The organism is Bacillus sp. FSL R9-9834, from assembly GCF_038006905.1.
Taxonomy (GTDB): Bacteria; Bacillota; Bacilli; order Bacillales; family Bacillaceae_G; genus Bacillus_A; species Bacillus_A pacificus.
In genome coordinates, this window is the sequence record NZ_JBBOWD010000001.1 from 3,041,625 (window position 1) to 3,068,136 (window position 26,512).

Sequence of the window (26,512 nt, forward strand, 5' to 3'; positions counted from 1 at the left end):
TTGAATTTTTAGACTCATCCTTTGTTGTAACCTTATTATTAGAACATCCTGCAATAGCGAGACAGCATGTAGCCAATAAAACTAATACTATTAATTTCTTCAAATAGCCACTCCTATATAAGAGAAATATTATATTAAGAAAATTAAACATAACATCGAATCTTTATAAAAACAATATATTTCCTAGTTTTATTATCCGTTGGCAGATTAAAGCACACCTTAAGGAGCATGAATCCAATGTCTAATTTCCATTTTATCCGATTCTCAATGTTTATTCCAACATAAAAAGATAGCTATTATTGTTGAAAACTAATTATCTCTCAAAATGAAAAATATAAACTGAATTCCTATAACCCAATATAGTTTACTCAGCTAACTTTTCCCCTGTAACAAGCCGAAACAAAGTAGCTGCATTTTTTTCTTCTAATTGAGCGTACCGATTACCACCCGAGATGATTTCCACTTTATCCTTATTAGGGCTTATCCAAATTTGATACAACACAGCTTTCGCCTCTATTTTCGAATTTTTAAATTGAAAAACAAAATGATAATCAGCTGGACGAGACATTTCCACTTTTTTATTTTCAAAAGTAGTATCCTTTAATATTTTCTTTACTTGCATCACTTCATTATTATCTGTCACTACCTTAAAATCTTCATATTCATTATCACCAATATTTTTGTGCACTTCGATTCTTTGCTCTTCATTTTCTAGTCCAATTGAACAGCCGGTTATTATGAATATATAGATACTAATCATAACTAGAGGCCAATAACAAAAAAGCATTGGATACCCAATGCTTTTTACACTTACACAAATAAAGACGTATTCGCATATAAAGCTGGTGAACCACCTGAATGTACGAATAAAATGTTGTCTTCTTTTTTAAATGTACCTTTTCTAATTAAGTCGATTAGCCCCGCTACTGCTTTACCTGTATACACTGGATCCAGTAAAATACCTTCTGTTTTCGCAAGTAATTGCACTGCTTCCACCATTTCCGGCGTTGGTAACGCATAACCTGGTCCTACATATTCATCAAAGCATGTAACAGCTTCGCGCGGGATAAAGTTTGGAATACCAACGTGAGCTGACGTTTCATCTACAAGTTTTGCTACTTTCTCTTCTTGCTCTGCTTTTCCTCTACTTACGTTAATGCCGATTACTGGAATGTTACTTTGTGTTCCAGCAAAACCAGTAATTAAACCAGCGTGCATACCGCCGCTACCACTTACGCAAACGACTGAACTGAAATCAATTCCTTGGTCAAATGATTGCGCCATAATTTCTTGCGCACAAGCAACGTACCCCATTGCGCCAGTAGGATTTGATCCACCGACCGGAATTACATATGGTGTACTACCTTTTTCACTAACTTCTTTCGCGACTTTATGCATCTCTTCCATAAGATCTGCTCCGTTTCGTACAACAATGACATTTTCAGCACCTAGTAAATGATATAAGAAATAGTTTCCATTAAAGTCTGGCTTCTCTTCTGGCTCAAGCCCTTCTTCTAATACAAGAATACATTTCATTTTTTCTTTTACCGCAGCTGCCAGTGTTAGACGGCAATGGTTTGACTGAATACCACCAGCTGTAATTAACGTATCTGCACCCTTTGCCTGTGCATCCGCAACTAGAAACTCTAACTTTCTCGTCTTATTACCACCAGCTGTTAAACCAAGTAAATCATCTCGTTTAAAATAAATAGTCGGCCCACCAAGTGCTTCTGAAAAATTGTTTAATTTTTCAATTGGTGTATATGATTCTGTATATTTTTTTCTCGGGAATTTAGCTAAATTCATGAATAACGCTCCTTTGTACTTCTTTCACAATGTATGTAACGATACTATTATTACATGTAAAAATGATGAAGTCATCTTTCTGGGGTAAAAATGTGTTGGAATTCGGCTTTGGCAAATGGAATTGCATTAAAGGTTTTATCTTCAATACGGTACATGAAATTATAATAATGATTTTAACCATATTACGGTACATGAAATTTATATCGACGATTTTTCAAATATATCGTTCATAACTTGAAATATATCAACGATTTTTTCAATATATCGACTTATCGACAAAAACTGGCAACATAAAAGGACCCACTCGATAAAAAGTAGGCCCTCTTCCAATCACTTATTTGCCGAAAAACGAAGTAGCTGTGTTAATCCTGGTTCTAAATTCATTTCGCCTTTATGGCGTACGTATACGATTTTGTCCCCGTCAAATTTGGGTGGGTTTCCTGGATTATAAGTATGCCACTCGTCCGCTCCTTCTACAGCGTACTCCATGTATTCTGTTGCACCGACGATTACGTTTTTACTATCATCTGCCGTTACATTTGGTGCTATTTGTGCAATTTTCGAATCACTAATTAACAATTTCTTTATTTCCTTATCACGTTTGTAATCGTAAGCTGTCACCATTACATCGCTGCCATATGCTTTCACTTGCAACCCTTGTTTGAATGAATAACCATCAGGAGCAGTCTTCTCTCCTCCATTTGGTCCAGCCGACATCCAGCCCGTTTCAATACCACCCGTATTTACAACTGTAAATCCTTTTTCATCTCCGCCTGCAATTTTCTTTTTACCAGCCCAATCCGGTAAATTTAAATCCCAGTGCGTGTGGCTCGTGAAGAAAACAACTTGCGGGTAATCTTTTAATATATCGTACAATTTATCCACGTTTAAATAGTCATTTAAATATGGTGACTGTCTTGATCCAGACACAGTATCAGGTAAAACGTGATGAGAAAAAATGAAAATCGGCTTGTTTTTATCTTTTTGACTATATTCTTCTAAATTTTGTTTTAACCAACCTAATTGTTCATCACTCATATATACTTCATCCCACATTTTTGAATCGTGGTATTTCATATATTTTTCCGTTCCTAAAAATAAAAGCGGATAACCATCTAATTCTTTTTTATGATATACCTTTTCTTGTCCGCTAAATTTCAGATAGCGGTTAAATAAAGTTTCCTCAGTTACACCATTTGGCCATGTACTTTGAGATAACTTCCCATCAGCTGTCCATTTTCCAGCGTAAAACTCATGATTCCCAACAGTTGACCATACATTTTCGGGATGCTTATTTTTGTTTAACACACGCTTCACATCATCATATTGTGACTGTTGTCCAGTTGGCGTTATATCCCCATTCATAATAAGCGCTCTAGAAAGTGGCGTCACTTTGTTCATATCTTTTAACACGTGATCAAAGTCTCCTAAATCCCCTTGAATGTCACTAATAACGTTAAAAGTTGTAGCTGATTTTCGAACTTGCTCTTTCCCTTCCGCATATGCTGAAAATGTCGGTAATAATGCCGCCATAACTGCTAACGAAGCAACTGTCTTTTTCATACAAATTCTCCCCCTAATAATAGAATGTACAAACTGACATGTTCTGCCTTCTCTTAGGTGCTTGTCCAATTCACATTATAGGGAGAGATTGTAAAGATAGATGGAGTTAAAAGTTAAGTGTTTTTTAAGAGGATTTGTTGGTTTTCAGTTTATCTCTTTAACTTTTCTTCATTTAATCCAAATAACTCTGGCAAAACAAAATCCCCATCTTTCCTAATCAATACATCATCAAACCAAATTTCACCCCCACCATACTCTGGTCTTTGAATGTTTACTAAGTCCCAATGTATCGCTGAATTATTTCCGTTGTCTGCACCTTGCAATGAATCTCCAATCGCTAGATGAAAACTACCATTTATTTTTTCATCAAATAACGTATTATTCATCGGATGTAGTATGTAGGGGTTAAAAGCTAGCGCGAACTCTCCAATATATCTTGCTCCCTCATCCGTATCAAGAATTCGGTTCATTCGCTCTGTATCATTTGCATATACCTCTATTATTTTCCCCTGTTTAACATGTAACTTTATATTTTGAAACGCATAACCTTGTTGAACGGAAACTGTATTAAATGTTATTACTCCATTTACAGAATGTTTGACAGGTGCTGTATATATTTCGCCATCCGGGATATTATCCGTACCATCCCCCTTTAAAACGCCTATTTCTTCAATGGAAAACTCCAAATCCGTTCCTTCTCCAATAATCCTCACTCGTTTTGTCTTTTCCATTAATTTTTTTAATGGCTCCATTGCTTTCGACATGTTGTTATAATCTAGCGTACATACATCATAGTAGAATTTTTCATAAGCCTCCGTGCTCATATTTGCTTCTTGTGCAGAAGCCGCATTCGGAAAACGAGTTGTCACCCATCTCGTTTTATACACTGCTTCACTATGAGCTTTTCCAAATATCGTTTGATATAACTTCATTTTTTCTGCCGGTACATCCGCTAATTCATATGCATTTCTAGGACTACGAAGATTAATATACACTTGCATCTTACTTAATCGGTAACATTCCCAATCTGCTAATAACTTAAATTGTTCTTCAGATCCTGACAAAATTAATTGCCTCGTAACAGACACGTCGCGCATTGATACATGCGCATATCCACCTGCTTTTTCCACTGACTTAATAATTTCACGAACGACTGCGGGGGCTATCTCTGTAACACTTTGGATCAACACTTGATCACCAGGTCGCACTTTCGTAGAATGGTTGACTAATACATCTGCTAATTTCGATAACCTTTGCTTCACTACTTAATTTGTTACATTCATACTTCATATTCTTTACATTATCGAATTTCCCTTCCTAGTTAATATTTCCCACTTGTTCTTCCACAAAAAAAGACACAGAGATTTCTCCCCATGCCTACTAATCCTCTACTTTTTCACCGCATGCACATAATGCACCGTCTCAAAAGCTTTCAAATAATCATTTCGTCCTTCAAAATAGAATGCATTTATATCTTCTGGTGATAAATGCTCATAAATGAGTAAGCCCGCCTTCTCTAACAGTGCTTCCATTTCGGCGTAAGAATAACATGATTTCATCGGTTCTCCGCCTACTGCAGCCATTTTTACCATGTTTTCAACTCGATTAGACAGTCCCTTTTCTGTAAATAAGTTTTCATCTGGATAATCAAAAACGATAGAGCTCCCTTCCGAAACCATCTCGAATAAACATTCTATTAAACTAGAAAGCTCCCCTTTTGTTAAATAATACGACACACCTAAAAGGCTAAAGAACGTTTTTTTATTTTCAAATCCTTCATTCCGTAACTGTTCATAGGAAAATCCTTTCGTGAAATCCATCGCAACAAAATGAATATTATTTGGAACTTCAAGTTCTGCTTCTTTTATTCTTTCCTGCTTAAACTGTTGCGTAGAAGGATGATCCACTTCAAATATTTCTATTTTATTTTCTAATTCTCGGTGTCTAAAACTGAACGTATCTAAGCCTGCACCGAGTATGACATATTGTTTTGCACCTAATGTAATTTCATGTAATAAAACTCTTTCACAATATGCCGCACGCGCTAAAGGTGTTGGTGATAATTGAACTTGCGTAATCCATTTTAATATTTCTTTCAGATTGTCTTGAAACTGCTGTGCAATGTCTGTATTGAAAAAATGTATTCCTTGAACCATGTTCGTTTCAATGTCGTTACGTTCTTTTGGCGATATGAACTCTTTAGCTACATAATCATCAAATATTTTCGGACTATCAAATTCACTATGATATGCTCTTCCGAAAGCTGATACTAGCGACGTTACACTTGATTCACCTTTTTTCACGCACATACACTCCTTCATTTTCACAATAAAAATAGGGTTCCCCTGGCCAGGAGAACCCTATTATACACTTTATTTTTATATTGGTAAATTATAGCATAAATAAGTTTTTTTGTAAAGTTTCCAGCCTACTATCACTTCGGCGCTTTGTATATTCTCTAGCAGGAAAATTGTCAATTTACACCGAATCCCCAAATTATAACAATACACATGGAGGTCAATATGAAACGATTCGTCATTATTACAGTAGGAAAAACGCACAGCGGTAAAACTACATTTGCAAAAGCTTTAGAAAAAGAGTTACCCCACTCTTTCGTTATGGATCAAGATAACCAAGCTGAATTTATTAACACGCATTATGAAAAATTACAACCAGCTGAAGGCGCTAATACATTTAAGCACGGTCTTTCTAAATTCATTGTTGATTATGCGAAAGAACATACAAATTTACACCTTATTATTAGTAACTCCAATCGCAGTAAAAATGGAAGGTTATATTTACTAAACGAATTATTTCCACAAAATGAATATGTACGCATACTCGTTCACTTTGAAATTCCAGATGATGTACTTTACGAAAGAGTGGCTCGAAGCACACGAAGTACGAATATTTTTAGAGGTAGTTATTCTAGTTTCAAAGAAGTTCTGAATCGCCAACAGGCTGAGTCACTTCACGAAGATGTTGTAGATCCTATAGAAAACGAGGCTGATTATTTGTTTGTTATCCGCAATAATAAAGATGTAAACTTTACTATTGAAGAAATTGTTCATCTAGCTAAAGATTTGTCCCCTACCCAAAAATAAAAGATTATAAAAATTACATAATCATAGATTATTATGCAAATCCTTCCTCTAAGCGCCTAACATAGTATATAATGATAAGATAATCTACTTCTATATGCTCATTTTTACACAAAACAGTTCATGCATATGAAAGAAAAGAGGTACAAAAATATGAAAACAAAACAAACAATCGCTGCGTCTACACTAGCTTTAGCAATGATTGCTGGCGCAAACTCTGCTCATGCGGAAGTAACTGATGCTACTCCTCAGCAAAGTACGGGAGATCGATTAGCTGAAATTAAGCAACATAAACAAGAGTTAGATGCGAAATTGCAGCAACACAAAGAAAACGTGGATCAAACATTAAATGAACTTAACAAAGTTAAGGAAAATGTTGATACGAAGGTTAATGAACTACATGAACGCAAACAAGTTGCCGATGAAAAAATTAACGAGATTAAACAACATAAACAAGAATTAGATACAAAACTTCAGCAAGACAAGCAAATCGCCGAAGATAAAATCGCTGAAATAAAAGAGCATAAAAAACAAGTAGAAGATAAAGTTGCTGAAGTGAAAGAGCATAAGCAAAATATCGATAATAAGGTTAATGAGATTAAAGAACATAAACAAACTGTCGATGAAAAAGTGAATGAAATGAAGCAACATAAAGAGAACATCGATCAAAAGGTTAATGAACTTAAAGAAGTAAAAAAACAAGTAGATGACAAATTAGCTGAGTTAAAGAAAGCGAAACAAACTGCTGAGGACAAACTTGCTGAGCTAAAAGAAAACAAACCGAATACTGGTAACACGTTAGAGGAACTTAAGAAAATTAAAGGTAATTTAGATAGCCTTTCCGCTAACTTAGAACTAGCTAAACAAGATGTGAAAAATAAACTAGCTGAATTACAAAAAGCTAGAGAAGATTTACTAAATAAAATTAACGAAATTAAACAAACGAAACAAACTGTTTCAGACGATTTAACAAAGAAAAAACAAGACTTAGATATTAAAATCAACGACTTTAAACATACTGAGAAAAAAATTGAGGACAAATTAGCTGAGGTACATACTACGAAGCAAAATGTAGATAACAAAATTAATGAAGTATCTCAATCAAAACAAACAGAAACAAAGACTGGTACTACGAACACAAACAATAACGCTAGAGAACTTCCTAACGCTGGTAGTGAGCAATCAAATAATATGGCTTTAGGTATGTTATCTGTATTAGGCGGCGTTTTATTAGTAACTCGCAATAAAATTAAAACGTTATTCTCAAAATAAAGCCATTATACTTATTAGAAACAATTATACAAAGGCCAACCGCATGTACGGTTGGCCCTTTTCTTTATATTAACTTTCCATCTCTTAGCGTCAATATACGATCACATACATCAAGCATTCTTTCATCATGTGTAATCATAATGGCTGCTTTTTGGCTCTCTTTCACTTCACGTTTCATCATTTCAACAACTTCACGTGCGCGTTTTGAGTCTAAGCTTGCCGTTGGCTCATCTGCTAATATTAAATCTGGGTTGTTCATGAATGCACGAGCGATTGCTACCCTTTGTTTTTCCCCACCAGATAGTTGATTTGGATAATGATTTTTTCTTTCTCCTAATCCAAATGCCGCTAATAAATGATCCGCACGCTTTTCTGATTCTTGTTTACTTTCTTTTTTTAACTTCGCAATGTAAAGTAATTGTTCTTTTACATTTAAATATGGAACAAGATTTGCGAACTGGAAAATGAAACCGATTTTTTTCAAACGAATGTCTGTCATTTCCTTTTCGGATAACTTCGTAATATTTTGCTCACGAATGTAAATATCCCCTTTTGACGGTGATAATAATGCACCCGCGATTGATAATAACGTACTTTTCCCTGATCCAGAAGGACCGACGATTCCGATAAATTCTCCGGCTTTTACATCAAGCGATATCGGATGAAGGGCTGTTACTTCCGTATCCCCTTCTCCGTACACTTTACTTACTTTGTCTAGTTTTAATAATGAAGTCATTACATCCCGCCTCCAATTGCTTCTAGCGCATCAACTTTTAATACTTGATATAACGAAATAAGTGTTCCTAAAATACTAATGACGATAAAGATTGCTGCATATTGTGCAATCATCGGTGTTGTTAATAAGAACGGCATACCTGCTGGTAAAATTGTTTCTAATCCTTGTACAAGAACAATACTAATTACCATCGCAACGATTGATAAGAATAACGCCTGTACGACTAAACTATTTGCTAAATACGAGTTCTTCGTACCAATTGCTTTTAATACGCCTAATTGCTGTGTTTTTTGTAGTGTAATAACGTAGAAGAATACTCCGATTAATAGCGCAGCGATAACAAGTAAGAATGCAATGATCATCGTTAATGTTCCTTGCTCTTCTTTAAACCCTGGAATACTTTGCAGCACTTCTTTTTTGTCAATTACGTGTGCATTTTTAATCTCTTTATCTGTATTAAGTGCAATTGCACTATAATCTTTTTGGTTTGGTTGTGAAATAGCGCCCCATACGTCTTCATTTACATAAACGACTGGTGTATGGCTAAACATTTGATCTTTCGTAAATCCAACGATTGTAAATTCCTTCTTTGAAACAGGATCAATAATTGTATCTCCAATATCGATTCCTTTTTCTTTAATGGATTCATCAGCAACCATCTCGTTGTTTGCTGTGCCTAATTTCTCACCTTTTACAATGTTCGGTTCTAAAAATGAATCACGTTCACTTGAGAAAATCGCAACATCCACTTTTTTCGAACTACCTTTCTTTTCATACGTTGAAACTTTCACACGAAACGGAACAGCCTCTTTCTCGCCTACTTGATTTACTACGTTATCTACATCGTCTTTCTTAATTTGTGAACGAAGTAATTTATTTTCCGCATCATCTGCTAAAACGAACTTATTTGCCTCCATATTTTGAATCGATGAAGCATTATCATATGATAATCCATTTGCTAATCCTGAAATAACAAGAACTAAAAATGATAATAACACCATAATCAATCCGATTAATCCGTATCGTAATTTTGATTGTTTTAATTCACGCAGAGCTAAAAACATTTCGCTCGCTCCTTCCTCTTTCTTTCTATGCACTTATCATAAAAAAGAAATATGAACGGAATATGAACAAAAGATTACAGAGAGTAATATTTAATTTTCAGAAAGTATTGAAAATAATCAAAATCCTTGATACAATTCAGTCAAATAATCTTGACCGAGTAATTTCATTTAAGGAGTTGATCATTTTGAAGCCCATGTTCACACTTACTACTTATAGCCAACTAAAAGCAATGAGCGATCCACTACGTGTCGAAATGATGATGCGTCTATGCGAACGTCCTTATACAGGGCAACTACTATCTGAGAAATTCGGCATTCCAAGGGCTAAAATTCATTATCATTTAAAAGAATTAGAAAAGAATGGTTTTATAGAAATTGTATATACAGAAGAAAAGAATGGCATCGTTCAAAAGTTTTATCAATCTGTCGCTAGAGGCTTCACCCCTGCTGCAGATCTATTACCTCATTTAGAGATAGTAAGCGAATCAGGCCGCCAAATCTTTTTACAAATGATAGAAAGAACGAAAAGCCAAATTCTCGCTGCACCAGAAGAAGCTTTTACATTACGAAAAGAAAGCGAAGATCCTGCTGATTGGAATTACGTTTCATCTTGCTGGGAATTTGATGCTACGCCAGAACAATTTCAAGTGTGGGTGAAAAAGTTTTATGAATTGATGGGTGAATTAAACGAGATCACAAAAGACGCGGATAAAGATCCAAATAGTAAATCTTATTATATTTCTACTACTGCACTTCAAATCGCTGAGAGAACAATGCAGCAATTTATTAAAAAAGAAGAAAAATCGTAATATGATTTTTTTACATAAAGTGAAACTTTAATCAGTGGGGGTTTTCTTTATCCCCCACTGATTATTAGTTGAACCAATCGGACTTTTATGGGCAGCCCGACCCCCACCTAACTTCTTTGCTTTCGCTGCATTTTGAGGTGGGAGTCTTACTGCCCATTAAAGTCGGATAAACGGTCAAATTTATTTTACCGAATAAATTTCTTATAAAGGAGTAGATTAAATGGACATATTGAAAAACCGGAATTTCCTCTTATTATTTTTAGGAAGAATTTTTACAAACATAGGAGATAGTTTGTATTATGTAGCGGCGATGTGGCTCGTATACAAATTAAGTGGTAATCCTTTTTATTCTGGATTAGCTGGTTTTCTTACGTTATTACCTTCTGCACTTCAATTTCTTACCGGTCCATTCGTTGATAGATGGTCCATTAAAAACACCCTCGTCATCACACAAGTTTTGCAATGCATTCTTATATTAATCATTCCTATTACACACTACTTCGATCTATTAACAGTCCAACTACTACTCATCATCATGCCCATCGTAGCCTTTATCGAACAATTCGCCTATCCCGCACAATCGAAAGCTTTACCACTTCTACTGCATAAAACACAATTATTAAAAGGAAATTCACTCTTCTCATTTGCATATCAAGGCATTGATTTAATTTGCACGACGCTTTCTGGCATATTAGTAGCACTATTTGGCGCGATCACTTTATATGTAATCGACTCTTTCACATTCGCGATTACTGCCCTTTTGTTCTTTTCATTAAAAATGCCAAAGCAAACCGAAACGGGCACCTCACTTTCAACGAAACAATATTTCTCTGATTTAAAAGAAGGGTTTTCAATCGTCTTCCGTTCATTAATGGGCGTTTTCTTAATTGGTTCCGTTGTTGCCAATTTTTCAATCGGTATGACGATGGCAATACTCCCTTCTTTCGCTGATTCTTTAGGCGGCGTGAAATCATATGGTTTCTTCTTAGCAGCTATATCCGCCGGCAGTTTAATTGGAGCACTATTCAGTTCATGGGTTGGCAAACGTAACGTTGGCCGCGTCTCCATTATTAGCTTTGCAACTGGCGCTATCTTTTGGTTTCTCTCTACAATTGTACCGTTTCAATGGCTGTCTATTTTCTTATTCGGCCTAGCTTGGATTCCGATTGGAGCCACGAACATATTATTTGCGACAATTAGTCAAATTGTAATTCCAAATCAATATATTGGACGCATCAACTCTGTCATGCGAAGTATGGGCACAATTGCGATGCCGTTCGGTTCTTTAATTGGCGGATACACCGCAAATGTATTGAGTAGCCAACTCATTTTCGCGCTCGCTAGCATCGGGATTTTCTTCATTTCTCTCGTATGGTTACTTCATCCGAAATTACGGGCTTTGCCGAAAGCTGATGAAATTACAGCGGATACTTTTGGGGTGCAGTTTAAGGAAGAGCGCGGGAAAGGTGCGGCTTTATAACAGGAATGGGCGTACGTGAAATTTATATCGGCGATTTTTCAAATATATCAGCGCAACTCGAATTATATCGGCGATTTTCACAATATATCAGCGCAACTCGAATTATATCAGCGATTTTTCGATTTTATACAAAAAGAAGAGGCCGTTTCCAAACAGCCTCTTCCATCTATTTAGGAAGTTCCACCCGAACGGTCGTCCCTTCCCCTTTCGTGCTATAAACTGAAACGTTTCCGTTATGCAGTTCCACAATCTTCTGCACGATCGATAATCCTAAACCGCTACCTTCTACATTTCTTGCTCTTGCTGTATCCACCTTGTAAAAACGATCAAAAATACGATCCATTTCTTCTTGTTCCATACCGATTCCGTTATCGGATATAGAGATTATAACGCTAGACTCTAACTCTTCGACAAAAAACTCAACGGTCCCACCATCGTTTGAAAACTTAATACTATTCGTGAAAATGTTACTCCATACTTGATGAAGAAGGTTTTCGTCACCTTTTATGACGATATCCGGCACATCAAATTCAACGGCGATATCTTTTTCACGCCATTTCCATTCGAGCATAAAAATGACGTCTTTAATTTGCTTCTGCAAATTGAATTCTTTTATTTGTAACACTTTCTCTTCTTTATCTAATGAAGCGAGCGTAAGTAACTGTTTACATAAACTAGACATTCGCTTACTTTCACCTTCAATAATTTGTAAGTAATGATTTCTTTCTTCCACGCTCATCTTTTCTGTTTGCAACGTTTTCGAAAAACCTTGTATAGAAGAAAGCGGCGACTGGAATTCATGTGAAACGTTCGAAACAAATTCTTGTCTCATTTCATCTAATTCTTTTATACTTTTCGTCATCTTTTGGAAGCTTGTAGATAACGTTCCTATTTCATCTTTTCGTTTTACATCTAATTCGATTTCATATTCACCACTCGCAATTTTTTGCGTAGCCTTCGTAAATTTACGAATCGGACGAACGATGTAACCTGCTGCAATCGCTATAAAGATAATACTTAATAGTACGATAAACCCAAGTAATACCGCTAAGAAAATTCGCATTTCGCCAAATTGGTTCTGAATGTCAGGACGAATAAATAAAGCGTACTGTTTATCACCGTGTTTTACCGGGACACCAACACTATTTATTAATTCATTATCGAAAAAACCAGTAATAAATAGGCGAGTCGGATATGTAGAAACACCATTAAACGTTTCACCTTGCAATACTTTATGAACGGTATCATCACTAATAGACGTCTTACGAAACGCATTGCCGATACGCTTTCCATTCTTTTGATCATCGACAATATAAATTTCATACCCTAACTTCGCAATAGATTGTAAGTACGCCTCTTGATTTTCTTCGCTTTGCTTTTCATATAATGACTTAACTTCTTCCGCATACTTTAAAATCTTTTCGCTATTATATGGCTTTAACTTCACTTGATAATATACGTTTGTTAATAAAAAGCCGATTATACTACTAAGTAGCATAATACCGACTGTCATAAATACAAATCTAGAATATAGTGATTTCATCTTATTTCAGCTCCAACTTATAACCGAGTCCGCGCACTGTCGTAATTTGAAAATCATCCGTTCGTTTTGAGAAACGATCTCTTAGTCGCTTCACATGAACATCAACTGTCCGTTCATCCCCTTCAAAATCCATTCCCCATACTAGTTCAATTAACTCTTCTCTTGAAAATGTTCTCCCAGGATAACTAGCTAGTTGTGATAATAATTCAAATTCCTTTAATGGAAGTAAAATCGTCTGCCCGTTACACTTTACTTCAACACCTTTACGATCAATTGTCGTTCCATGGAGTGTAATTATGTCAGCACTTAGCATTTGATAACGTCGTAATAAAGCTTTCATACGGAAAATGACTTCAGCTGGTTCAAATGGTTTTACGATATAATCGTCCGTACCAGAAATGAATCCTTTTTCCTTATCGACTAACTGACCCTTTGCTGTTAATAAAATAACAGGAATATCATGATACTTCCGAATTTCTTCACATAACGTATAGCCATCAACGAACGGCATCATAATGTCCACGATCGCAAGATGAATATTTTCCTTCTCTAATACTTCTTGCGCTACCTTTCCGTCTTCCGCTTCAAAAACTTTAAACCCCTCTTTTTGTAAATGGTAATGCAATAATTCTCTAATATGCTTATCATCATCAGCTAATAAAATATGTATCATCTTCATTAAACCCTCTCTCGTTCATCCTTCTACATCACTACATTAAGAAACAATTGGTTTTTTTGCAAGAAAAAGAAAAGGATTCCTTAGAAGATACGTTTCTTATCATTGTGGTCAGCTGCTTTATTTTTCTTATAATTTGATGAAGTACTCTGGTGTACGAATAAGTGATCTATTACTTTTTTAGTAAGTGGCATAAATAAATTCAGTAATAGCCCACCTAAACAAACAGTTAATATAGTTCCAACACCAATTGGTCCATGTAAAATCGTTGCCATTATTAAGAATATAAGATAAATAAATGTTCTTGATATAAAGATATTCGTTCTCGTTAATTCTTGTATGATTAAAGTTAATCGGTCAATTGGAATGGGAGCAAAATTTGTCTGTAAATATATTGCAGTTCCTAATCCTGTAATAACTAATCCGATTCCAAAATAAATCATTTTACTGTACCATATTTCAGGTGTAATTAGATTGCATAATAAAAATAGCCACACATCAATACCAATGCCCGTTATGAATGCTGTTAACAACCCTAGTACTTCTGGTCTTTGTCTTTTTAATATCGAATTACAACATATTAATAATAAAGCTATTATTATTTCCCAGCTTCCCACAGTAAGCCCCACATTTAAAGAAAGTCCTACTAAAAGTGCATCAAAAGGTGAAGTACCAAGATCTGATTGTATTGTGAAAGAAATACCAAGGGTTAATATTAAAATTCCTAATACATAAAAAACATACTTCATTTTAATCAGCCTCTTCATCGTCATTTTTGTTGCATTTACAATAAAAATATTTTATATTAAATGTAACTTCAAATTGTTGCATTTGCAATAAAAAAGAAAGATGAGGAGTTCATTATGAAAGAAATTCTTCGTGAAATTGGCATGATTGCAAGGGCATTAGATTCTATTAGTAATATAGAATTTAAAGAATATGAGCTTACAAAAGGTCAGTATTTGTACCTTGTGCGAATATGTGAAAACCCAGGAATCATTCAAGAAAAGCTATCTGAGATGATAAAAGTAGATCGTACAACCGCAGCCCGTGCCATCAAAAAGCTTGAAATCAATGGATTTATCGAAAAGAAAGAAGATGAATCTAACAAAAAAATCAAAAAACTTTTTCCAACAGAAAAAGGAAAAAACGTCTATCCTTTTATTAAAAGAGAAAATGATTATTCCAATACTGTTGCATTAGAAGGATTTTCGGAAACAGAAGCGGAAACTATTTCTAATCTTCTTCAAAGAGTAAGAAAAAATATAGAAAAAGATTGGGAATTTGTAAAAAAGGGACATAAGAGAAATTATTGATTATATAAAGGAGCTAACTATTCAAATGACTACACATATAGAAAAGTGCACCCTTAAAGATATACACAAACTTCAAGAAATTAGTTATGAAACATTTAATGAGACTTTTAAACATCAGAATTCACCCGAAAATATGCATCATTATTTGGAAAAGGCATTTAACTTAAAGCAATTAGAAAAAGAATTATCCAATATCTCTTCTCAATTCTTTTTTGTCTACTTCAACGATGCAATTGCTGGGTATCTGAAGATCAATACTGATGATGCTCAGTCTGAAGAAATGGGCGATGAATCACTTGAAATCGAGAGAATTTATATAAAGAGCTCCTTTCAAAAACATGGTCTTGGCAAATATCTACTAAATAACGCTATGGAAATTGCAATAGCAAATAATAAAAAGAATATTTGGCTAGGCGTATGGGAGAAAAATGAAAATGCTATTGCTTTTTATAAGAAGTTAGGTTTTGTACAAGCTGGCTCTCACTCCTTTTATATGGGAGATGACGAACAAGTTGACCTTATAATGATTAAAACACTCATATAACTTTTTTGAGAGGTGGGCTATTATGTATATTCCAAAATATTTTAAAGTCACAAATGTTGATGAAATTTGGGAGTTTGTTCAAAAAAACTCTTTTGGAACAATCGTCACAACCAAAAAAGAGAAACCAATCGCAACTCATTTACCTTTTGGGTTAACTAAACAAGGTGATGATTATTTTATTACTGGACATATGGCTTATGGGAACCCCCAGTGGAGAACATTTGAAACTTGTGAGGATGTTCTTGTAATGTTTCAGGGACCGCACTCTTATATCTCTTCTTCTTGGTATGAAAATGAAGAAGTTCCAACATGGAATTATCAAGCTGTCCATATATATGGTAAAGCAAGTATTTTAGATAAAGAGGAATTAATAGATGAATTAACAACAATGCTGAAAAAATATGAAGAGCATCGTGAAAATCCAGTATTATGGGATAAACTTTCCCCCACTCTCTTAGAAAATGAACTGAAAGGTATAGTTGGATTTAAAATTAAGGTGGGAGACATCCAGGCTGCATATAAATTAAGCCAAAATCGAAATGAGACGGATTATATTAACATTATTGAGAAATTGTACGATGAAGAAAATCCAGATGCAAAACAAATGGCGGAACTCATGGGGAGTAGATTAAAAAATCACATATAATCCATTGTTATTCAACTCTCACCTTTCAAAATTAAAGAACAGACTGGAACGTTCTATCGGCAGTTTTCTTTAAAATGTAAAAGTTCGAACTGAAAGTGAATGATGTTTAATAAAAAAGAATCTATTTTGAAAAAAGACTATTCAAAATAGATTCTCACGTTTCAGTATTAAGATTATTTTAACCAAAAACAACTTTTAAGCCTTCGAAATATCAACAAATCCTTCTCCGAATACGTCACGAACATCATGTATAGCAATGAACGCAGCCGGATCTGTAGTTTGAACAATTCGCTTTAGCTTCACTACTTCTTGCTTATTAATAACAACATAAAGAATGTCCTTCGGCGTTTTCGTGTAATAACCATGACCTGAATACACAGTAACCCCTCTGCCCATTAACGAAGTCACCTTCCCGGCAATTTCATCCGGATTATCGGAAATAATCGTAATGGCCTTTTTCGGATTTAATCCTTCAATTACAAATTCCATTACTTTCGTTCCTACATATAACATAATAATTGTCAGCATCAGTTTTTCTGCACCAATGATGAAATAAGATGAAAACGCAACGATTAAATCGAAGAACAGTAGACCATAGCTAATGCTCCAACCTAAGTACTTATGTGTCATCCTCGCTAAGATGGTAGTACCTGCTGTCGTTCCACCAACGCGAATGATAAGACCAATCCCGCACCCGATAAATATTCCACCGAAAATGGCATTTACGAGCATTTCATCAGAAGCAATCGTCCATCCTTCTGTTAAATGAAGGAATAGCGAGTTCGTAACTACAGCAATAATCGTATAAATTGTTGTAATCTTATTTAAAAATTTATAACCAACTATTAACAAAATCGCATTTAAAATTAAATTGACTAAACCTGGTGACCACTCAAATAAGTAGTACGTAATAATCGTGATCCCTGTTACCCCGCCTTCACCGAATTCATTCGGGATAACAAACAAATTGACACCTAAAGCAAAAAGGAATGCACCAATAATAATAAAAATAATGTCTGTCGTTCTTTTTTTCATATAGTACCTCACTTCTTATGCAAATATTTCTTCAGATATAAACTCTCACCATTATATCGTGGAATATTCAAATCGAACAGTAGTTTATTTTTATTTTCATATAGGATGATACATCAACTTTATTCTATATCTACATGAAATTTAAAAAGGGTAACAACTGTATTTATTATGTACTACAAGTAAAGTTTTGATTTCGTATGCTATTTACGCTGAAAAGTGAATAGGAACACTCTCAATCGCACAAACTTCGAATACAAAACAAATAGGCGAAGCTATAGGATAGGCTTCGCATCAAGCGTGTGCTCACAGAGGTTTATATTCATAAATTTACTTATCTTTCTCCATATACTCTTTAATCTTTCGTTCTTCCCACTCTTTTCCGAATATGCCAACTGGAAAAGTTGTCAAAGCGTGTATAACAATTCCGATTCCCCAACCTGCAAGTGGATATAAAAACCATAATTTACTTGAATCAGAACTTATATTTATGAAAAAAAGCATTAAGTTCACTAGTATATAGACCGTTAAATGAATGTAAAACGCTTTTAAATTCTCCACTCTTTTTTTAGCTCGTAAATAATTCTCATCTCGCTCCATATGTAAACACCTCTTTCATTATTGTATTTTTTAAATTCGCTCCGATTTAAACATCATATTCTAGTTAGGAATCCCTTATTCTCAAAAAATACAAAACAAAAAAGCACCTAGCAAATAGTCATGTGTATGACCATTTGCTAGGTACTGCATAATCCATTTATTATTTACAGGCGTCTAATTAAGACCAAATCCAAACATCATCATTATTTTCAACGTTGCTCTTTACCTCATGAACTTTTTCGATATGATCAACTGTGTTCCAATTAATAGAACTTCCGCCCCAGCCTACATACTTCATATCAATTTTTACTTTCTCCCCCGCTTTAAACACTTGTCCCTTTGTTAAGAAAACATCAATAATAACTTTCTTCCCGTTTAGCGATGGATACTCAACTACAACATATTTAGTAGCACCGTCTGTTCCTACTTTTGATACTTCCCCAATTACATAATCAGGTGAGCCATCTTCTTTCATGTGCATACCTAACTTGTTTGTTGTATTTTCAATTGCAGTTGCAACCATATATTCTGTAAAATTACGCATCATAGATCCAGTAGCTTTTACTTCATCTCCTACTTTCACATTTGAAAATGAATCTATATATACACTAACAGGTTCTTCGTATTGCTTAGATTTTACAACAATTACACCATCATCTACTTCTACTACTCGTCCTTCTAACGTCGAGAGATTCGATTCAATAGAAGCTGCACTCGCTTTTGTTACTTCTAATCCTGGTACATTCGTTCCTGATAATGCTGCGATTCCTAAAGCACCTGCTAAAATTATTTTTTTCATACCCATTATGAAACATCTCCATTCATGATGATTTTATTTTTGATTGGATACGACCAACCTGTAACTATTATAGTTACAGGTTATAGAAAATAGCAACTCTCTTTCTTATGCAATGATGCATACTGTAATTTTTAAATATACAGCAAGAGGGCTTTAATTTAATTCAAAGCTAAAATAACCTTATGACCACGGTATAAAGAAATTAAGAACCACTTTCGGTCCTAAGGTTAACGAATAGCTTTATAAAAACTCAATCAAAATTTATTCAACTAGTTGAATAATGAACCATGTCGAATTTTATTTTCATAAAATTCAAATTTCAAGGAGGTTTTACAAAATATTACACAGAATTATTCGTATATCGTAATATATTTGGAATTTTTTTACGATTCGTTTCATTTTATCTACCACGTTTAGACAAAATGAAATAAAACAATAAAAAGGAGAGAGATAGATTGAAAAGAAAAATTAGTACAGCTGTTGTAGGGTTATCAGTGTTTAGCTTTGGTCTTTTTGGTGTAAATATTGGGGATGGCGGCGTTGTAAAAGCTGAGCACGGTGAAACTTTTTCTCCGAAATTAGAAAGCCATGCTGATTTCGCTGCTCCTAAACTAGAGACACATGCTGATTTAAGCTCGAAATTAGATTCACATGGCGACATTTGGGCTCCTTCTTATACAAATACTCATGGGGAAGGAATGGCTCCTAAAAAAGAGAGTCACGCTGACTTCTTTGCTCCTACGTTAGAAGCGCATGGTAATACTGGCGCTCCTGCTTTAAATGTTGGTGATACGCCGACTCCGAAACTTGAGAGCCATGCTGATACTCCTGCTCCGAAGCTTGAAGGGCATGGCGATTTTCCTGCTCCTAAATTAGATGCTCATGGCGATACTCCTGCTCCGAAACTTGAAGGACATGGCGATACTCCTGCTCCGAAACTTGAAGGACATGGCGATACTCCTGCTCCGAAGCTTGAAGGGCATGGCGATACTCCTGCTCCGAAACTTGAAGGGCACGAACATTTTCCTGCGCCTAAACAAGAAGCTCACGGTGAGACTATTTAACACAAAAATCCTAGCTATTGTAGCTAGGATTTTTACCTTCTTACCCTATTCACACCTCATGCATACTTTCTCAACTTTTATTTTAGCATTGTACATGTGGCATCATCTTATTAAGATTCTATAGTCAATTGTGTCCTTTTCTTCATAAAAACACATGGACTGACAGGTTTTACCGACCTATATAATTCTGAATATTTTTTATCAATAATAAATTCCATATAATTACTTTTAATTGTGTTACCATTATAGTTACAATTATATAAAAAAATATACAAGGGGGCTAATATGAACATTTCATTGAAGGGACATACATATACAACAAAACATTTAGAAGCTTGGTACCATGCAATCTTAACGCAAAACGTTAAGGAAGCACAAATTCAGTTTCAAGAAGCTAAAAAAGAACATGAAGAAATGCTTTTGAAAGAAACAGAAACGATTCCACTTTATCAGTTATATTACGCATTACTGCAGTTCCGACATACAGCTCTGACAGATGGACTATCAATCACGAAAGATAGTTTTCAAATCATAGAAGACCAGGAAAAAACAGAAGATAAACACTTATCTTATCTATATTATTATTATAAAGCGATTCACTTAACAGCTATCAATAAATATCAGGAAGCAGACGAATATTTCTTAAAAGCACAGGCGCTTTTATCTGGACACAGCCAAATTGAACAAGCTGATTTCTATTACCGATTTGCAACTTATCATTACCATCAACAACAACCAAGTTTTTCCATTGTAAATGCTTCTAAAGCATTAGAAATTTTTGAAATGCAACACGGATGTGAAAGAAATATTTCTTCCTGTTTAAGTGTACTTGGTGCTTCTTATGCAGATGTTGGACATTTTGAACAAGCTGAGGAAAGTTATAACAAAGCGTTAGATATTCTTCAAAAATTAAATGAAGAATCCTTACAGCTTTTTGTTCGTGGTAATTTAGGACTACTATATGCAAGCCAGAATCTATCTGAAGAAGCAATTCGTCATCTGACACAAGTCATTGAAAAACTCCCTTCTCACTACAAAGCTATATTCTTACTTGCACAAGAACATGAAAAATTAGGACTTGTAGACAAAGCAAACCACTACATTAAAATAGGGAAACAACTTATTTCTGAACTCGATAATGAAGAGTATAAACATCACTTTGCTATATTAGAAGTTTTCACGAATCAAAATGAATTAGATCAAATTGAACCGATTGTTTTAAAAGGAATTGAATACTTCAATAGAGAATCCTTATATAGTTACGTTTCTGAATATCTTGAAAAACTAGCTCTTGCGTTTTATAACAAACAACAACATGAGAAAGCAAGTTTATACTTCTTTAATAGTACAGTAGCAAAAAAATCAAATGAAAGAGGGTTAAAGAAATGAAAAAAACAATTGGTAAAATCGCTATAGGTATTGCTTTTACGGGTATTGCTGCATTTGGCTTAAACGCAGGTTTCACAAATCAAGCTGGACATGCTCACTTCCCTTCTCCACCTGCTCCTTCTTTTTCTGAGGGACATACTGGCGGCGCTCCTGCATTAAACATCGGCGACACTGGTGGAGCTCCTAAACAAGAAGGGCATACACATTTCCCTGCTCCGAAAGTTAAATCTCATGGCAATACTGGTGGCGCCCCTGCTAATTCTGAGCATGGTACAGGTATTTAAGTTACCAAAATTGAAATTTATTTAGTTTTCAATTTCCATATCTATTCGGAAACCATTCAATATAGCACCTATTATGTATACGCATGATTTCTGTAATGATACGCTGTACCCCAGAGAAATCTCCAATACATATGTGGTTTTCAAGTCTAAAAAATACACCTATTAATTAGGTGTATTTTTATTTTACCTCTCTATTTAATAATTAAAGAATGACCCCAAAAAAATCCCAACAAAAAACGAAGAAACTACCTATACTTCGGTCACTTAAAGTACCATGAACGTTGCAATTTTTAGTGACACTCCGTATCCAACCTCCCTTTCCTCCCCTGCCTAAAGGCGATAGCTTTCTTGTTCAGAAAAAGCTGTAACCTCTCCATTCATGATGATTTTATTTTTCGGATTGAATACGACCAACTTATAATCATTACAGTTACAGATTGCAGAAAATAGCAACTTTCTTTCTCATACAATGTTGCATACTGTAATTTTCAAATGCAATTCAACACTAAGATTGAATTCTTGAATCCCAGCAGGTAAACGGATTGATGATGAAGAAACTAATGACATGCATCATATTTTTCAATGCTACGGTTTGTATAATCGTATTTCATTACATTATGTAGAGGCGGAATTCATATGTTAATAAAACCAAAGAGATTACAGCCAGGTGATATTGTAGCAACAGTAAGTCCTTCATGGGGAGGCGCGGGTGATTCTGAAATAAGATGGCGATATGAGCAAGGAGTAAAGAGATTAGAAGAAGTTTTCGGTCTTACGGTTGTTCCCATGCCGAATAGTTTAAAAGGTAGCGAATTCATTTATAACAACCCACAGGCTCGTGCGGAAGATTTAATGACAGCATTTCAAGATACGCGCGTGAAAGCAATTATTGCTAATATTGGCGGTCAAGATAGCATTCGCCTACTTCCCTATATAGATTTTAATGCAATACGTGAAAATCCGAAAATTTTTATGGGATACTCTGACGTTACCATTTCACATTTATTTTGTCATAAAGCAGGTCTTTCCTCTTTTTACGGTCCAGCAATTTTGACCGACTTTGCTGAAAATGTAGAGATGGATCCATATACGGTTGAAATGGTAAATCGAACTCTCTTTTCCAATGAAATGATTGGCGAAATTCAACCAGCTCCTGAATGGACAAGTGAGCGTTTAGAATGGATAGAGATAAATAAAGATACAAGACGTACGATGCAGCAAAACAATGGATATGAGCTACTCCAAGGCTCTACCACTGTACAAGGACGTTTAATTGGTGGTTGTATAGAAGTATTGGAATTTGCAAAAGGAACGGAGCTTTGGCCTGAGAAAAAACATTGGGAAGATAGCATTCTCTTCTTTGAAACTTCTGAAGACCATCCAGAACCAAGTTATATAAAGTATTGGTTACGAAATTATGCAGCGCAAGGTATTCTCCAAAAAGCCAAGGGCATCATTTTTGGTAAACCGAAAGACGAAATGTATTATGAAGAATATAAACATGAAATACTGCAAGTTATGAAAGAACATAACTTAGAAGATTTGCCGATTCTTTATAATTTGAATTTTGGTCATACTGAACCGAAGTTTATTTTACCTTACGGCGCGATGGCAGAAATTGATTGTGAAAATGGATCTTTTTCTATTTTGGAAAATGGAGTGGAATGAATAAAAACACTCCTACGAGATATAACTGTGAATTGGTACTTTTAAATGATATGGAGATTACTTATCTAATGATAAAGGGGGATTTACGTGTATGGAAGTAACATTTACAGTAAGTAAATGGGATGAAAAACCAATCGATGATAATAAAAAAGATTTCCCTATTAATATTGCCCATGTTGAATATGATATTGATGGTGAATTAAAAGGAAAGGCTTTTGTTGAATACTTATTATATTATTTAGACTCAAATATAAATGATGGTCACTTAGCTACTGCTAAAATTTCTGGATTTTTACACTTTGAAGGAGTTTATAAGGGCCAGCATGGGACATTTACAGCTATAGAGCAAGGAATATTTGATAAAGGAAATTTAGATTCCCCAGGAACAATTATTAAAGCTACCGGTAACTTAGAAAGTCTGAGAGGTTCCTATCATTATCAGTTTGCAGGTCAAACTAGTAAACTAATTTTAGAGTTTGAATTTTAGCGAAATACCCTATACTTTAGTGGAAAGGACATTTCTTGTAATACTAGGAATGTCCTTAAAATTCGTTCAAAGGTAATTTTTTCGCCTACTTGCAATTTCATTAGTCCCCCCCTCCTCAAAAACTCTTTTAAAATAAGAAAAACCGAAACTAAAATCATTTCGGTTTTTCAAACTAATGAAGTCTATATTTATTTTAAAGAATGTACAAACAACCCACTGCGCAGTTTCGGTTCAAACCACGTTGATTTTGGTGGCATAACTTCTCCAGCGTCTGCGATTGCTAATAAAGATTCCATTGATGTCGGATATAGTGAGAACGCTGCTTTATATGCACCGCTATTTACAAGACGTTCTAGTTCTTCTAATCCGCGGATTCCTCCAACAAAATCAATGCGTGAATCAGATCGCGGATCATGTATTTCAAGTACTTGGCTTAATAAATGATCTTGCAGAATAGATACATCTAAACCTTTCACAAGATCATTCGCATCAAACGTTTCCTCTTTCACTGTGAGCTTATACCACTTCTCGTTTACATACATGCCAAATGTTTTTGGCTCATTTGGTTTATACGGAGAAATAGATGCTTCTTCTACATAGAAGTATTGCTTGATTTGCTTTAAAAACTGTTCTTCTGATAAACCATTTAAATCTTTTACAACTCGGTTATAGTCCCAAATAGATAATTCATCATGAGGGAATAAAACTGATAGGAAGAAATTAAACTCTTCTTCTCCTGTGTAATTCGGATATTGTTCTCTTCGCATAAGTCCTACTTTTGCGGCTGACGCGGAGCGGTGGTGTCCGTCTGCAATGTACAAGTTAGGGATATCTTCAAATAAGTTTACTAAACTTGTAATTACTTCTTCATCAGCTATTTTCCAAGCAACATGCCTAACACCGTCCTCTGCTGTAAATGTATAGATTGGCGCATGTTCTTCTTTCCAGCTTGCGATGAAACGTTTCACTTCTTCTTTTGTACGATACGTTAAAAAGATAGGACCTGTATTTGCGTCACACACATCTACGTGACGAATACGATCTAGTTCTTTTTCATGACGCGTTCTTTCATGTTTTTTAATTGTATCGTCTTCATACTCATCAATAGATGTACAAACGACAAGGCCTGACTGCGTTCTTCCTTGCATCGTCAGTTCATAAATGTATAGTGCTGGCTCTTCGTCTTGTATGAACACTTCTTCTCGTATAAAACGATTTAAATTTTCACCCGCTTTTTCATATACGCGATCATCGTACGGTGAAAGCGCTGGGTCTAAATCAATTTCTGCTTTATCAACGTGCAAGAAAGAATACGGATTCCCTTTTACAACCTTTCTTGCCTCTTCACTATTTAATACGTCATACGGTAAAGCTGCAACTTCCGCTGCTTTTTCTTCTACTGGACGAATGGCCCGAAACGGTCGGATTTTTGCCAAGTTCCTCTCTCCTTTACACAATCATTCGAACGGCTACAACACCTGTAATTTTGCTTATATTTTCCACAATGTTCTCTTTTATTATATCATCAATTCCGTTATCAATATCAATCATCGTGTACGCCCAAGAATGTTTACTACGATTAATCATATCTGCAATATTAATATGATGTTCTGCTAAACATCCTGTAATTTGTCCTACCATGTTCGGTACATTTTGATGCATGATTGTAATACGTTTCTTTCCGATATACGGCAATTCTACGTTTGGATAGTTGACTGAATTACGAATATTTCCTGTCTCTAAATATTCACGTAATTGACGCGCTGCCATGATCGCACAATTTTCTTCTGATTCAGATGTAGATGCACCGAGGTGAGGCGTCGCTGTTACGTTTTTCATTTTAATCACATTTTCATTCGGGAAGTCCGTTACGTAATGTGCAATAATGTCTTCTTCTAACGCTTTTTGAAGAACCTTTTCATCTACAAGTTCTCCTCTAGAGAAATTGAATAAACGCATTCCTTTTTTCATTTTCTCTATAGCGTGTTCACCAATAATCCCCTTCGTTTGATTCGTAAGAGGAATATGAAGGGTAATATAATCACATGTTGCAAAAATTTCATCTAAACTAAATGCTCTTTGCACATGTGTAGAAAGGCGCCATGCTGTTTCAACTGAAATGTAAGGATCGTATCCGACAACGTCCATCCCTAAAGCTAACGCATCGTTCGCAACTAAAGCACCGATTGCACCAAGTCCGATAACTCCTAGACGTTTCCCTGCAATCTCTGATCCAACGAATTGTTTTTTTCCTGATTCAACAAGCTGCGGTACTTCTTCCCCTTCTAAATTTTTCGTCCAGCTTACTCCGTTAATAATGTTACGTGAAGACATAATAAGACTTGCAATAATAAGTTCCTTTACTGCATTAGCATTCGCTCCTGGTGTATTAAATACTACAATCCCTTTTTCTGTACATCGCTCGACAGGAATATTATTTACACCTGCACCAGCTCTTGCAATCGCCTTTAAGTCTTTTGAAAAATCCTCTTGATGTAAAGAATAACTGCGAAGTAAAATACCGTCTGGGTGGTCCATTCTCTCCCCTACTTCATAGCGCTCTCCGCTAAGTACTTGCAAACCTTTTTCTGCAATTTGATTTAACGTTTGAACACGAAACATATCCCCATCTC

27 protein-coding genes are annotated in these 26,512 nt (G+C 35.1%); 12 read left to right on the forward strand and 15 right to left on the reverse strand.

The features are described 5' to 3' along the window. Nucleotides 1-364 precede the first annotated feature (364 nt). From MKY00_RS15715 to MKY00_RS15735, 5 genes are all read right to left on the reverse strand, one after another. The gene (locus tag MKY00_RS15715; protein ID WP_016717979.1) at nucleotides 365-787 is read right to left on the reverse strand and encodes a hypothetical protein; all 423 of its coding nucleotides are present in this window, start codon (nucleotides 785-787) and stop codon (nucleotides 365-367) included. 23 nt (nucleotides 788-810) lie between these two features. Further along, nucleotides 811-1,806, reverse strand: coding sequence for a D-cysteine desulfhydrase (locus MKY00_RS15720; protein WP_001046592.1), 996 nt, complete (start codon nucleotides 1,804-1,806; stop codon nucleotides 811-813). Between the two features lie 330 nt (nucleotides 1,807-2,136). After that, complete coding sequence (locus MKY00_RS15725; RefSeq protein WP_016717980.1) at nucleotides 2,137-3,369, reverse strand: DUF4073 domain-containing protein; 1,233 nt, start codon at nucleotides 3,367-3,369, stop codon at nucleotides 2,137-2,139. A 149-nt stretch (nucleotides 3,370-3,518) separates the two neighbouring features. After that, nucleotides 3,519-4,631 (reverse strand): aminopeptidase, encoded by a 1,113-nt coding sequence (locus tag MKY00_RS15730; RefSeq protein ID WP_016717981.1) that lies wholly within the window; start codon nucleotides 4,629-4,631, stop codon nucleotides 3,519-3,521. Between the two features lie 126 nt (nucleotides 4,632-4,757). After that, nucleotides 4,758-5,678 carry a class I SAM-dependent methyltransferase gene (locus tag MKY00_RS15735; RefSeq protein WP_033677850.1) on the reverse strand — a complete coding sequence of 307 codons (921 nt, stop codon included), beginning with the start codon at nucleotides 5,676-5,678 and terminating at the stop codon, nucleotides 4,758-4,760. Between the two features lie 201 nt (nucleotides 5,679-5,879). Between MKY00_RS15735 and MKY00_RS15740 the strand changes: the two genes are divergently transcribed. After that, the gene (locus tag MKY00_RS15740) at nucleotides 5,880-6,473 is read left to right on the forward strand and encodes an ATP-binding protein (protein ID WP_141114915.1); all 594 of its coding nucleotides are present in this window, start codon (nucleotides 5,880-5,882) and stop codon (nucleotides 6,471-6,473) included. A gap of 150 nt (nucleotides 6,474-6,623) precedes the next feature. Then, nucleotides 6,624-7,742: an LPXTG cell wall anchor domain-containing protein gene (locus MKY00_RS15745; protein WP_016717984.1), complete on the forward strand. Its 1,119-nt coding sequence runs from the start codon at nucleotides 6,624-6,626 to the stop codon at nucleotides 7,740-7,742. A 64-nt stretch (nucleotides 7,743-7,806) separates the two neighbouring features. Here MKY00_RS15745 and MKY00_RS15750 read toward each other — a convergent pair whose 3' ends face one another. Both MKY00_RS15750 and MKY00_RS15755 read right to left on the reverse strand, forming a co-directional pair. After that, the gene (locus MKY00_RS15750; RefSeq protein WP_016717985.1) at nucleotides 7,807-8,478 is read right to left on the reverse strand and encodes an ABC transporter ATP-binding protein; all 672 of its coding nucleotides are present in this window, start codon (nucleotides 8,476-8,478) and stop codon (nucleotides 7,807-7,809) included. Continuing rightward, nucleotides 8,478-9,542 carry an ABC transporter permease gene (locus tag MKY00_RS15755; RefSeq protein ID WP_016717986.1) on the reverse strand — a complete coding sequence of 355 codons (1,065 nt, stop codon included), beginning with the start codon at nucleotides 9,540-9,542 and terminating at the stop codon, nucleotides 8,478-8,480. Before MKY00_RS15755 ends, MKY00_RS15750 begins: the two co-directional genes overlap by 1 nt. Nucleotides 9,543-9,727: 185 nt before the next feature. Here MKY00_RS15755 and MKY00_RS15760 point away from each other — a divergent pair, with 185 nt between their 5' ends. Together MKY00_RS15760 and MKY00_RS15765 are read left to right on the forward strand one after the other, a co-directional pair. Then, nucleotides 9,728-10,351, forward strand: coding sequence for an ArsR/SmtB family transcription factor (locus tag MKY00_RS15760; RefSeq protein ID WP_029141150.1), 624 nt, complete (start codon nucleotides 9,728-9,730; stop codon nucleotides 10,349-10,351). A 220-nt stretch (nucleotides 10,352-10,571) separates the two neighbouring features. Next, nucleotides 10,572-11,831, forward strand: a complete 1,260-nt coding sequence (locus MKY00_RS15765; RefSeq protein ID WP_000353367.1) for an MFS transporter — start codon at nucleotides 10,572-10,574, stop codon at nucleotides 11,829-11,831. A 166-nt stretch (nucleotides 11,832-11,997) separates the two neighbouring features. Here the strand turns inward: MKY00_RS15765 and MKY00_RS15770 are convergent, their stop codons facing one another. From MKY00_RS15770 to MKY00_RS15780, 3 genes are all read right to left on the reverse strand, one after another. Beyond that, entirely contained in the window at nucleotides 11,998-13,374 is a 1,377-nt protein-coding gene (locus MKY00_RS15770; protein WP_016717988.1) for a sensor histidine kinase, read from the reverse strand. Nucleotide 13,375: 1 nt separating this feature from the next. Continuing rightward, nucleotides 13,376-14,053: a response regulator transcription factor gene (locus MKY00_RS15775; RefSeq protein ID WP_016717989.1), complete on the reverse strand. Its 678-nt coding sequence runs from the start codon at nucleotides 14,051-14,053 to the stop codon at nucleotides 13,376-13,378. A gap of 80 nt (nucleotides 14,054-14,133) precedes the next feature. Further along, nucleotides 14,134-14,799, reverse strand: a complete 666-nt coding sequence (locus MKY00_RS15780) for a YczE/YyaS/YitT family protein (protein ID WP_016717990.1) — start codon at nucleotides 14,797-14,799, stop codon at nucleotides 14,134-14,136. A 114-nt stretch (nucleotides 14,800-14,913) separates the two neighbouring features. On the opposite strand from MKY00_RS15780, the gene MKY00_RS15785 reads away from it, so the two are divergent. From MKY00_RS15785 to paiB, 3 genes are read left to right on the forward strand one after another with little or no spacing between them, the layout of a single operon-like run. Further along, nucleotides 14,914-15,366: a MarR family winged helix-turn-helix transcriptional regulator gene (locus MKY00_RS15785; RefSeq protein WP_016717991.1), complete on the forward strand. Its 453-nt coding sequence runs from the start codon at nucleotides 14,914-14,916 to the stop codon at nucleotides 15,364-15,366. Between the two features lie 25 nt (nucleotides 15,367-15,391). After that, nucleotides 15,392-15,910, forward strand: coding sequence for a GNAT family N-acetyltransferase (locus tag MKY00_RS15790; RefSeq protein WP_016717992.1), 519 nt, complete (start codon nucleotides 15,392-15,394; stop codon nucleotides 15,908-15,910). 22 nt (nucleotides 15,911-15,932) lie between these two features. Then, entirely contained in the window at nucleotides 15,933-16,556 is a 624-nt protein-coding gene (gene paiB, locus MKY00_RS15795; protein ID WP_016717993.1) for a protease synthase/sporulation negative transcriptional regulator PaiB, read from the forward strand. 195 nt (nucleotides 16,557-16,751) lie between these two features. On the opposite strand, the gene MKY00_RS15800 is transcribed toward paiB, so the two are convergent. From MKY00_RS15800 to MKY00_RS15810, 3 genes are all read right to left on the reverse strand, one after another. Next, the gene (locus MKY00_RS15800) at nucleotides 16,752-17,591 is read right to left on the reverse strand and encodes a YitT family protein (protein WP_016717994.1); all 840 of its coding nucleotides are present in this window, start codon (nucleotides 17,589-17,591) and stop codon (nucleotides 16,752-16,754) included. A 327-nt stretch (nucleotides 17,592-17,918) separates the two neighbouring features. Next, nucleotides 17,919-18,188 (reverse strand): 2TM domain-containing protein, encoded by a 270-nt coding sequence (locus MKY00_RS15805; RefSeq protein ID WP_000438993.1) that lies wholly within the window; start codon nucleotides 18,186-18,188, stop codon nucleotides 17,919-17,921. Between the two features lie 178 nt (nucleotides 18,189-18,366). Next, nucleotides 18,367-18,993 (reverse strand): F0F1 ATP synthase subunit alpha, encoded by a 627-nt coding sequence (locus MKY00_RS15810; RefSeq protein ID WP_016717995.1) that lies wholly within the window; start codon nucleotides 18,991-18,993, stop codon nucleotides 18,367-18,369. A gap of 449 nt (nucleotides 18,994-19,442) precedes the next feature. Here MKY00_RS15810 and MKY00_RS15815 point away from each other — a divergent pair, with 449 nt between their 5' ends. From MKY00_RS15815 to MKY00_RS15835, 5 genes are all read left to right on the forward strand, one after another. Beyond that, a complete protein-coding gene (locus MKY00_RS15815) occupies nucleotides 19,443-20,051 on the forward strand; it encodes a hypothetical protein (RefSeq protein WP_016717996.1) in 609 nt (202 codons plus the stop codon). A gap of 285 nt (nucleotides 20,052-20,336) precedes the next feature. After that, a complete protein-coding gene (locus MKY00_RS15820) occupies nucleotides 20,337-21,440 on the forward strand; it encodes a tetratricopeptide repeat protein (RefSeq protein WP_016717997.1) in 1,104 nt (367 codons plus the stop codon). Next, complete coding sequence (locus MKY00_RS15825; RefSeq protein WP_016717998.1) at nucleotides 21,437-21,724, forward strand: hypothetical protein; 288 nt, start codon at nucleotides 21,437-21,439, stop codon at nucleotides 21,722-21,724. Before MKY00_RS15820 ends, MKY00_RS15825 begins: the two co-directional genes overlap by 4 nt. Nucleotides 21,725-22,360: 636 nt before the next feature. Then, nucleotides 22,361-23,392 (forward strand): S66 family peptidase, encoded by a 1,032-nt coding sequence (locus MKY00_RS15830; RefSeq protein WP_016717999.1) that lies wholly within the window; start codon nucleotides 22,361-22,363, stop codon nucleotides 23,390-23,392. 91 nt (nucleotides 23,393-23,483) lie between these two features. Further along, nucleotides 23,484-23,879, forward strand: coding sequence for a DUF3224 domain-containing protein (locus MKY00_RS15835; protein ID WP_016718000.1), 396 nt, complete (start codon nucleotides 23,484-23,486; stop codon nucleotides 23,877-23,879). Between the two features lie 188 nt (nucleotides 23,880-24,067). Here the strand turns inward: MKY00_RS15835 and MKY00_RS15840 are convergent, their stop codons facing one another. Both MKY00_RS15840 and MKY00_RS15845 read right to left on the reverse strand, forming a co-directional pair. Further along, nucleotides 24,068-25,315, reverse strand: a complete 1,248-nt coding sequence (locus MKY00_RS15840) for a DUF1015 domain-containing protein (RefSeq protein WP_016718002.1) — start codon at nucleotides 25,313-25,315, stop codon at nucleotides 24,068-24,070. 13 nt (nucleotides 25,316-25,328) lie between these two features. Then, nucleotides 25,329-26,501, reverse strand: coding sequence for a 3-phosphoglycerate dehydrogenase family protein (locus MKY00_RS15845; RefSeq protein WP_016718003.1), 1,173 nt, complete (start codon nucleotides 26,499-26,501; stop codon nucleotides 25,329-25,331). Nucleotides 26,502-26,512 lie beyond the last annotated feature (11 nt).

Bases quoted from the DNA above. Each gene is read 5' to 3' on its own strand.
- MKY00_RS15825 (WP_016717998.1), top strand. From the start codon at position 21,437: ATGAAAAAAACAATTGGTAAAATCGCTATAGGTATTGCTTTTACGGGT.
- MKY00_RS15775 (WP_016717989.1), bottom strand. From the start codon at position 14,053: ATGAAGATGATACATATTTTATTAGCTGATGATGATAAGCATATTAGA.
- MKY00_RS15765 (WP_000353367.1), top strand. From the start codon at position 10,572: ATGGACATATTGAAAAACCGGAATTTCCTCTTATTATTTTTAGGAAGA.
- MKY00_RS15820 (WP_016717997.1), top strand. From the start codon at position 20,337: ATGAACATTTCATTGAAGGGACATACATATACAACAAAACATTTAGAA.
- MKY00_RS15835 (WP_016718000.1), top strand. From the start codon at position 23,484: ATGGAAGTAACATTTACAGTAAGTAAATGGGATGAAAAACCAATCGAT.
- MKY00_RS15805 (WP_000438993.1), bottom strand. From the start codon at position 18,188: ATGGAGCGAGATGAGAATTATTTACGAGCTAAAAAAAGAGTGGAGAAT.
- MKY00_RS15725 (WP_016717980.1), bottom strand. From the start codon at position 3,369: ATGAAAAAGACAGTTGCTTCGTTAGCAGTTATGGCGGCATTATTACCG.
- paiB (WP_016717993.1), top strand. From the start codon at position 15,933: ATGTATATTCCAAAATATTTTAAAGTCACAAATGTTGATGAAATTTGG.
- MKY00_RS15810 (WP_016717995.1), bottom strand. From the start codon at position 18,993: ATGGGTATGAAAAAAATAATTTTAGCAGGTGCTTTAGGAATCGCAGCA.
- MKY00_RS15715 (WP_016717979.1), bottom strand. From the start codon at position 787: ATGCTTTTTTGTTATTGGCCTCTAGTTATGATTAGTATCTATATATTC.
- MKY00_RS15830 (WP_016717999.1), top strand. From the start codon at position 22,361: ATGTTAATAAAACCAAAGAGATTACAGCCAGGTGATATTGTAGCAACA.
- MKY00_RS15770 (WP_016717988.1), bottom strand. From the start codon at position 13,374: ATGAAATCACTATATTCTAGATTTGTATTTATGACAGTCGGTATTATG.
- MKY00_RS15755 (WP_016717986.1), bottom strand. From the start codon at position 9,542: ATGTTTTTAGCTCTGCGTGAATTAAAACAATCAAAATTACGATACGGA.
- MKY00_RS15790 (WP_016717992.1), top strand. From the start codon at position 15,392: ATGACTACACATATAGAAAAGTGCACCCTTAAAGATATACACAAACTT.
- MKY00_RS15800 (WP_016717994.1), bottom strand. From the start codon at position 17,591: ATGAAAAAAAGAACGACAGACATTATTTTTATTATTATTGGTGCATTC.
- MKY00_RS15750 (WP_016717985.1), bottom strand. From the start codon at position 8,478: ATGACTTCATTATTAAAACTAGACAAAGTAAGTAAAGTGTACGGAGAA.
- MKY00_RS15740 (WP_141114915.1), top strand. From the start codon at position 5,880: ATGGAGGTCAATATGAAACGATTCGTCATTATTACAGTAGGAAAAACG.
- MKY00_RS15745 (WP_016717984.1), top strand. From the start codon at position 6,624: ATGAAAACAAAACAAACAATCGCTGCGTCTACACTAGCTTTAGCAATG.
- MKY00_RS15845 (WP_016718003.1), bottom strand. From the start codon at position 26,501: ATGTTTCGTGTTCAAACGTTAAATCAAATTGCAGAAAAAGGTTTGCAA.
- MKY00_RS15785 (WP_016717991.1), top strand. From the start codon at position 14,914: ATGAAAGAAATTCTTCGTGAAATTGGCATGATTGCAAGGGCATTAGAT.
- MKY00_RS15720 (WP_001046592.1), bottom strand. From the start codon at position 1,806: ATGAATTTAGCTAAATTCCCGAGAAAAAAATATACAGAATCATATACA.
- MKY00_RS15780 (WP_016717990.1), bottom strand. From the start codon at position 14,799: ATGAAGTATGTTTTTTATGTATTAGGAATTTTAATATTAACCCTTGGT.
- MKY00_RS15735 (WP_033677850.1), bottom strand. From the start codon at position 5,678: ATGTGCGTGAAAAAAGGTGAATCAAGTGTAACGTCGCTAGTATCAGCT.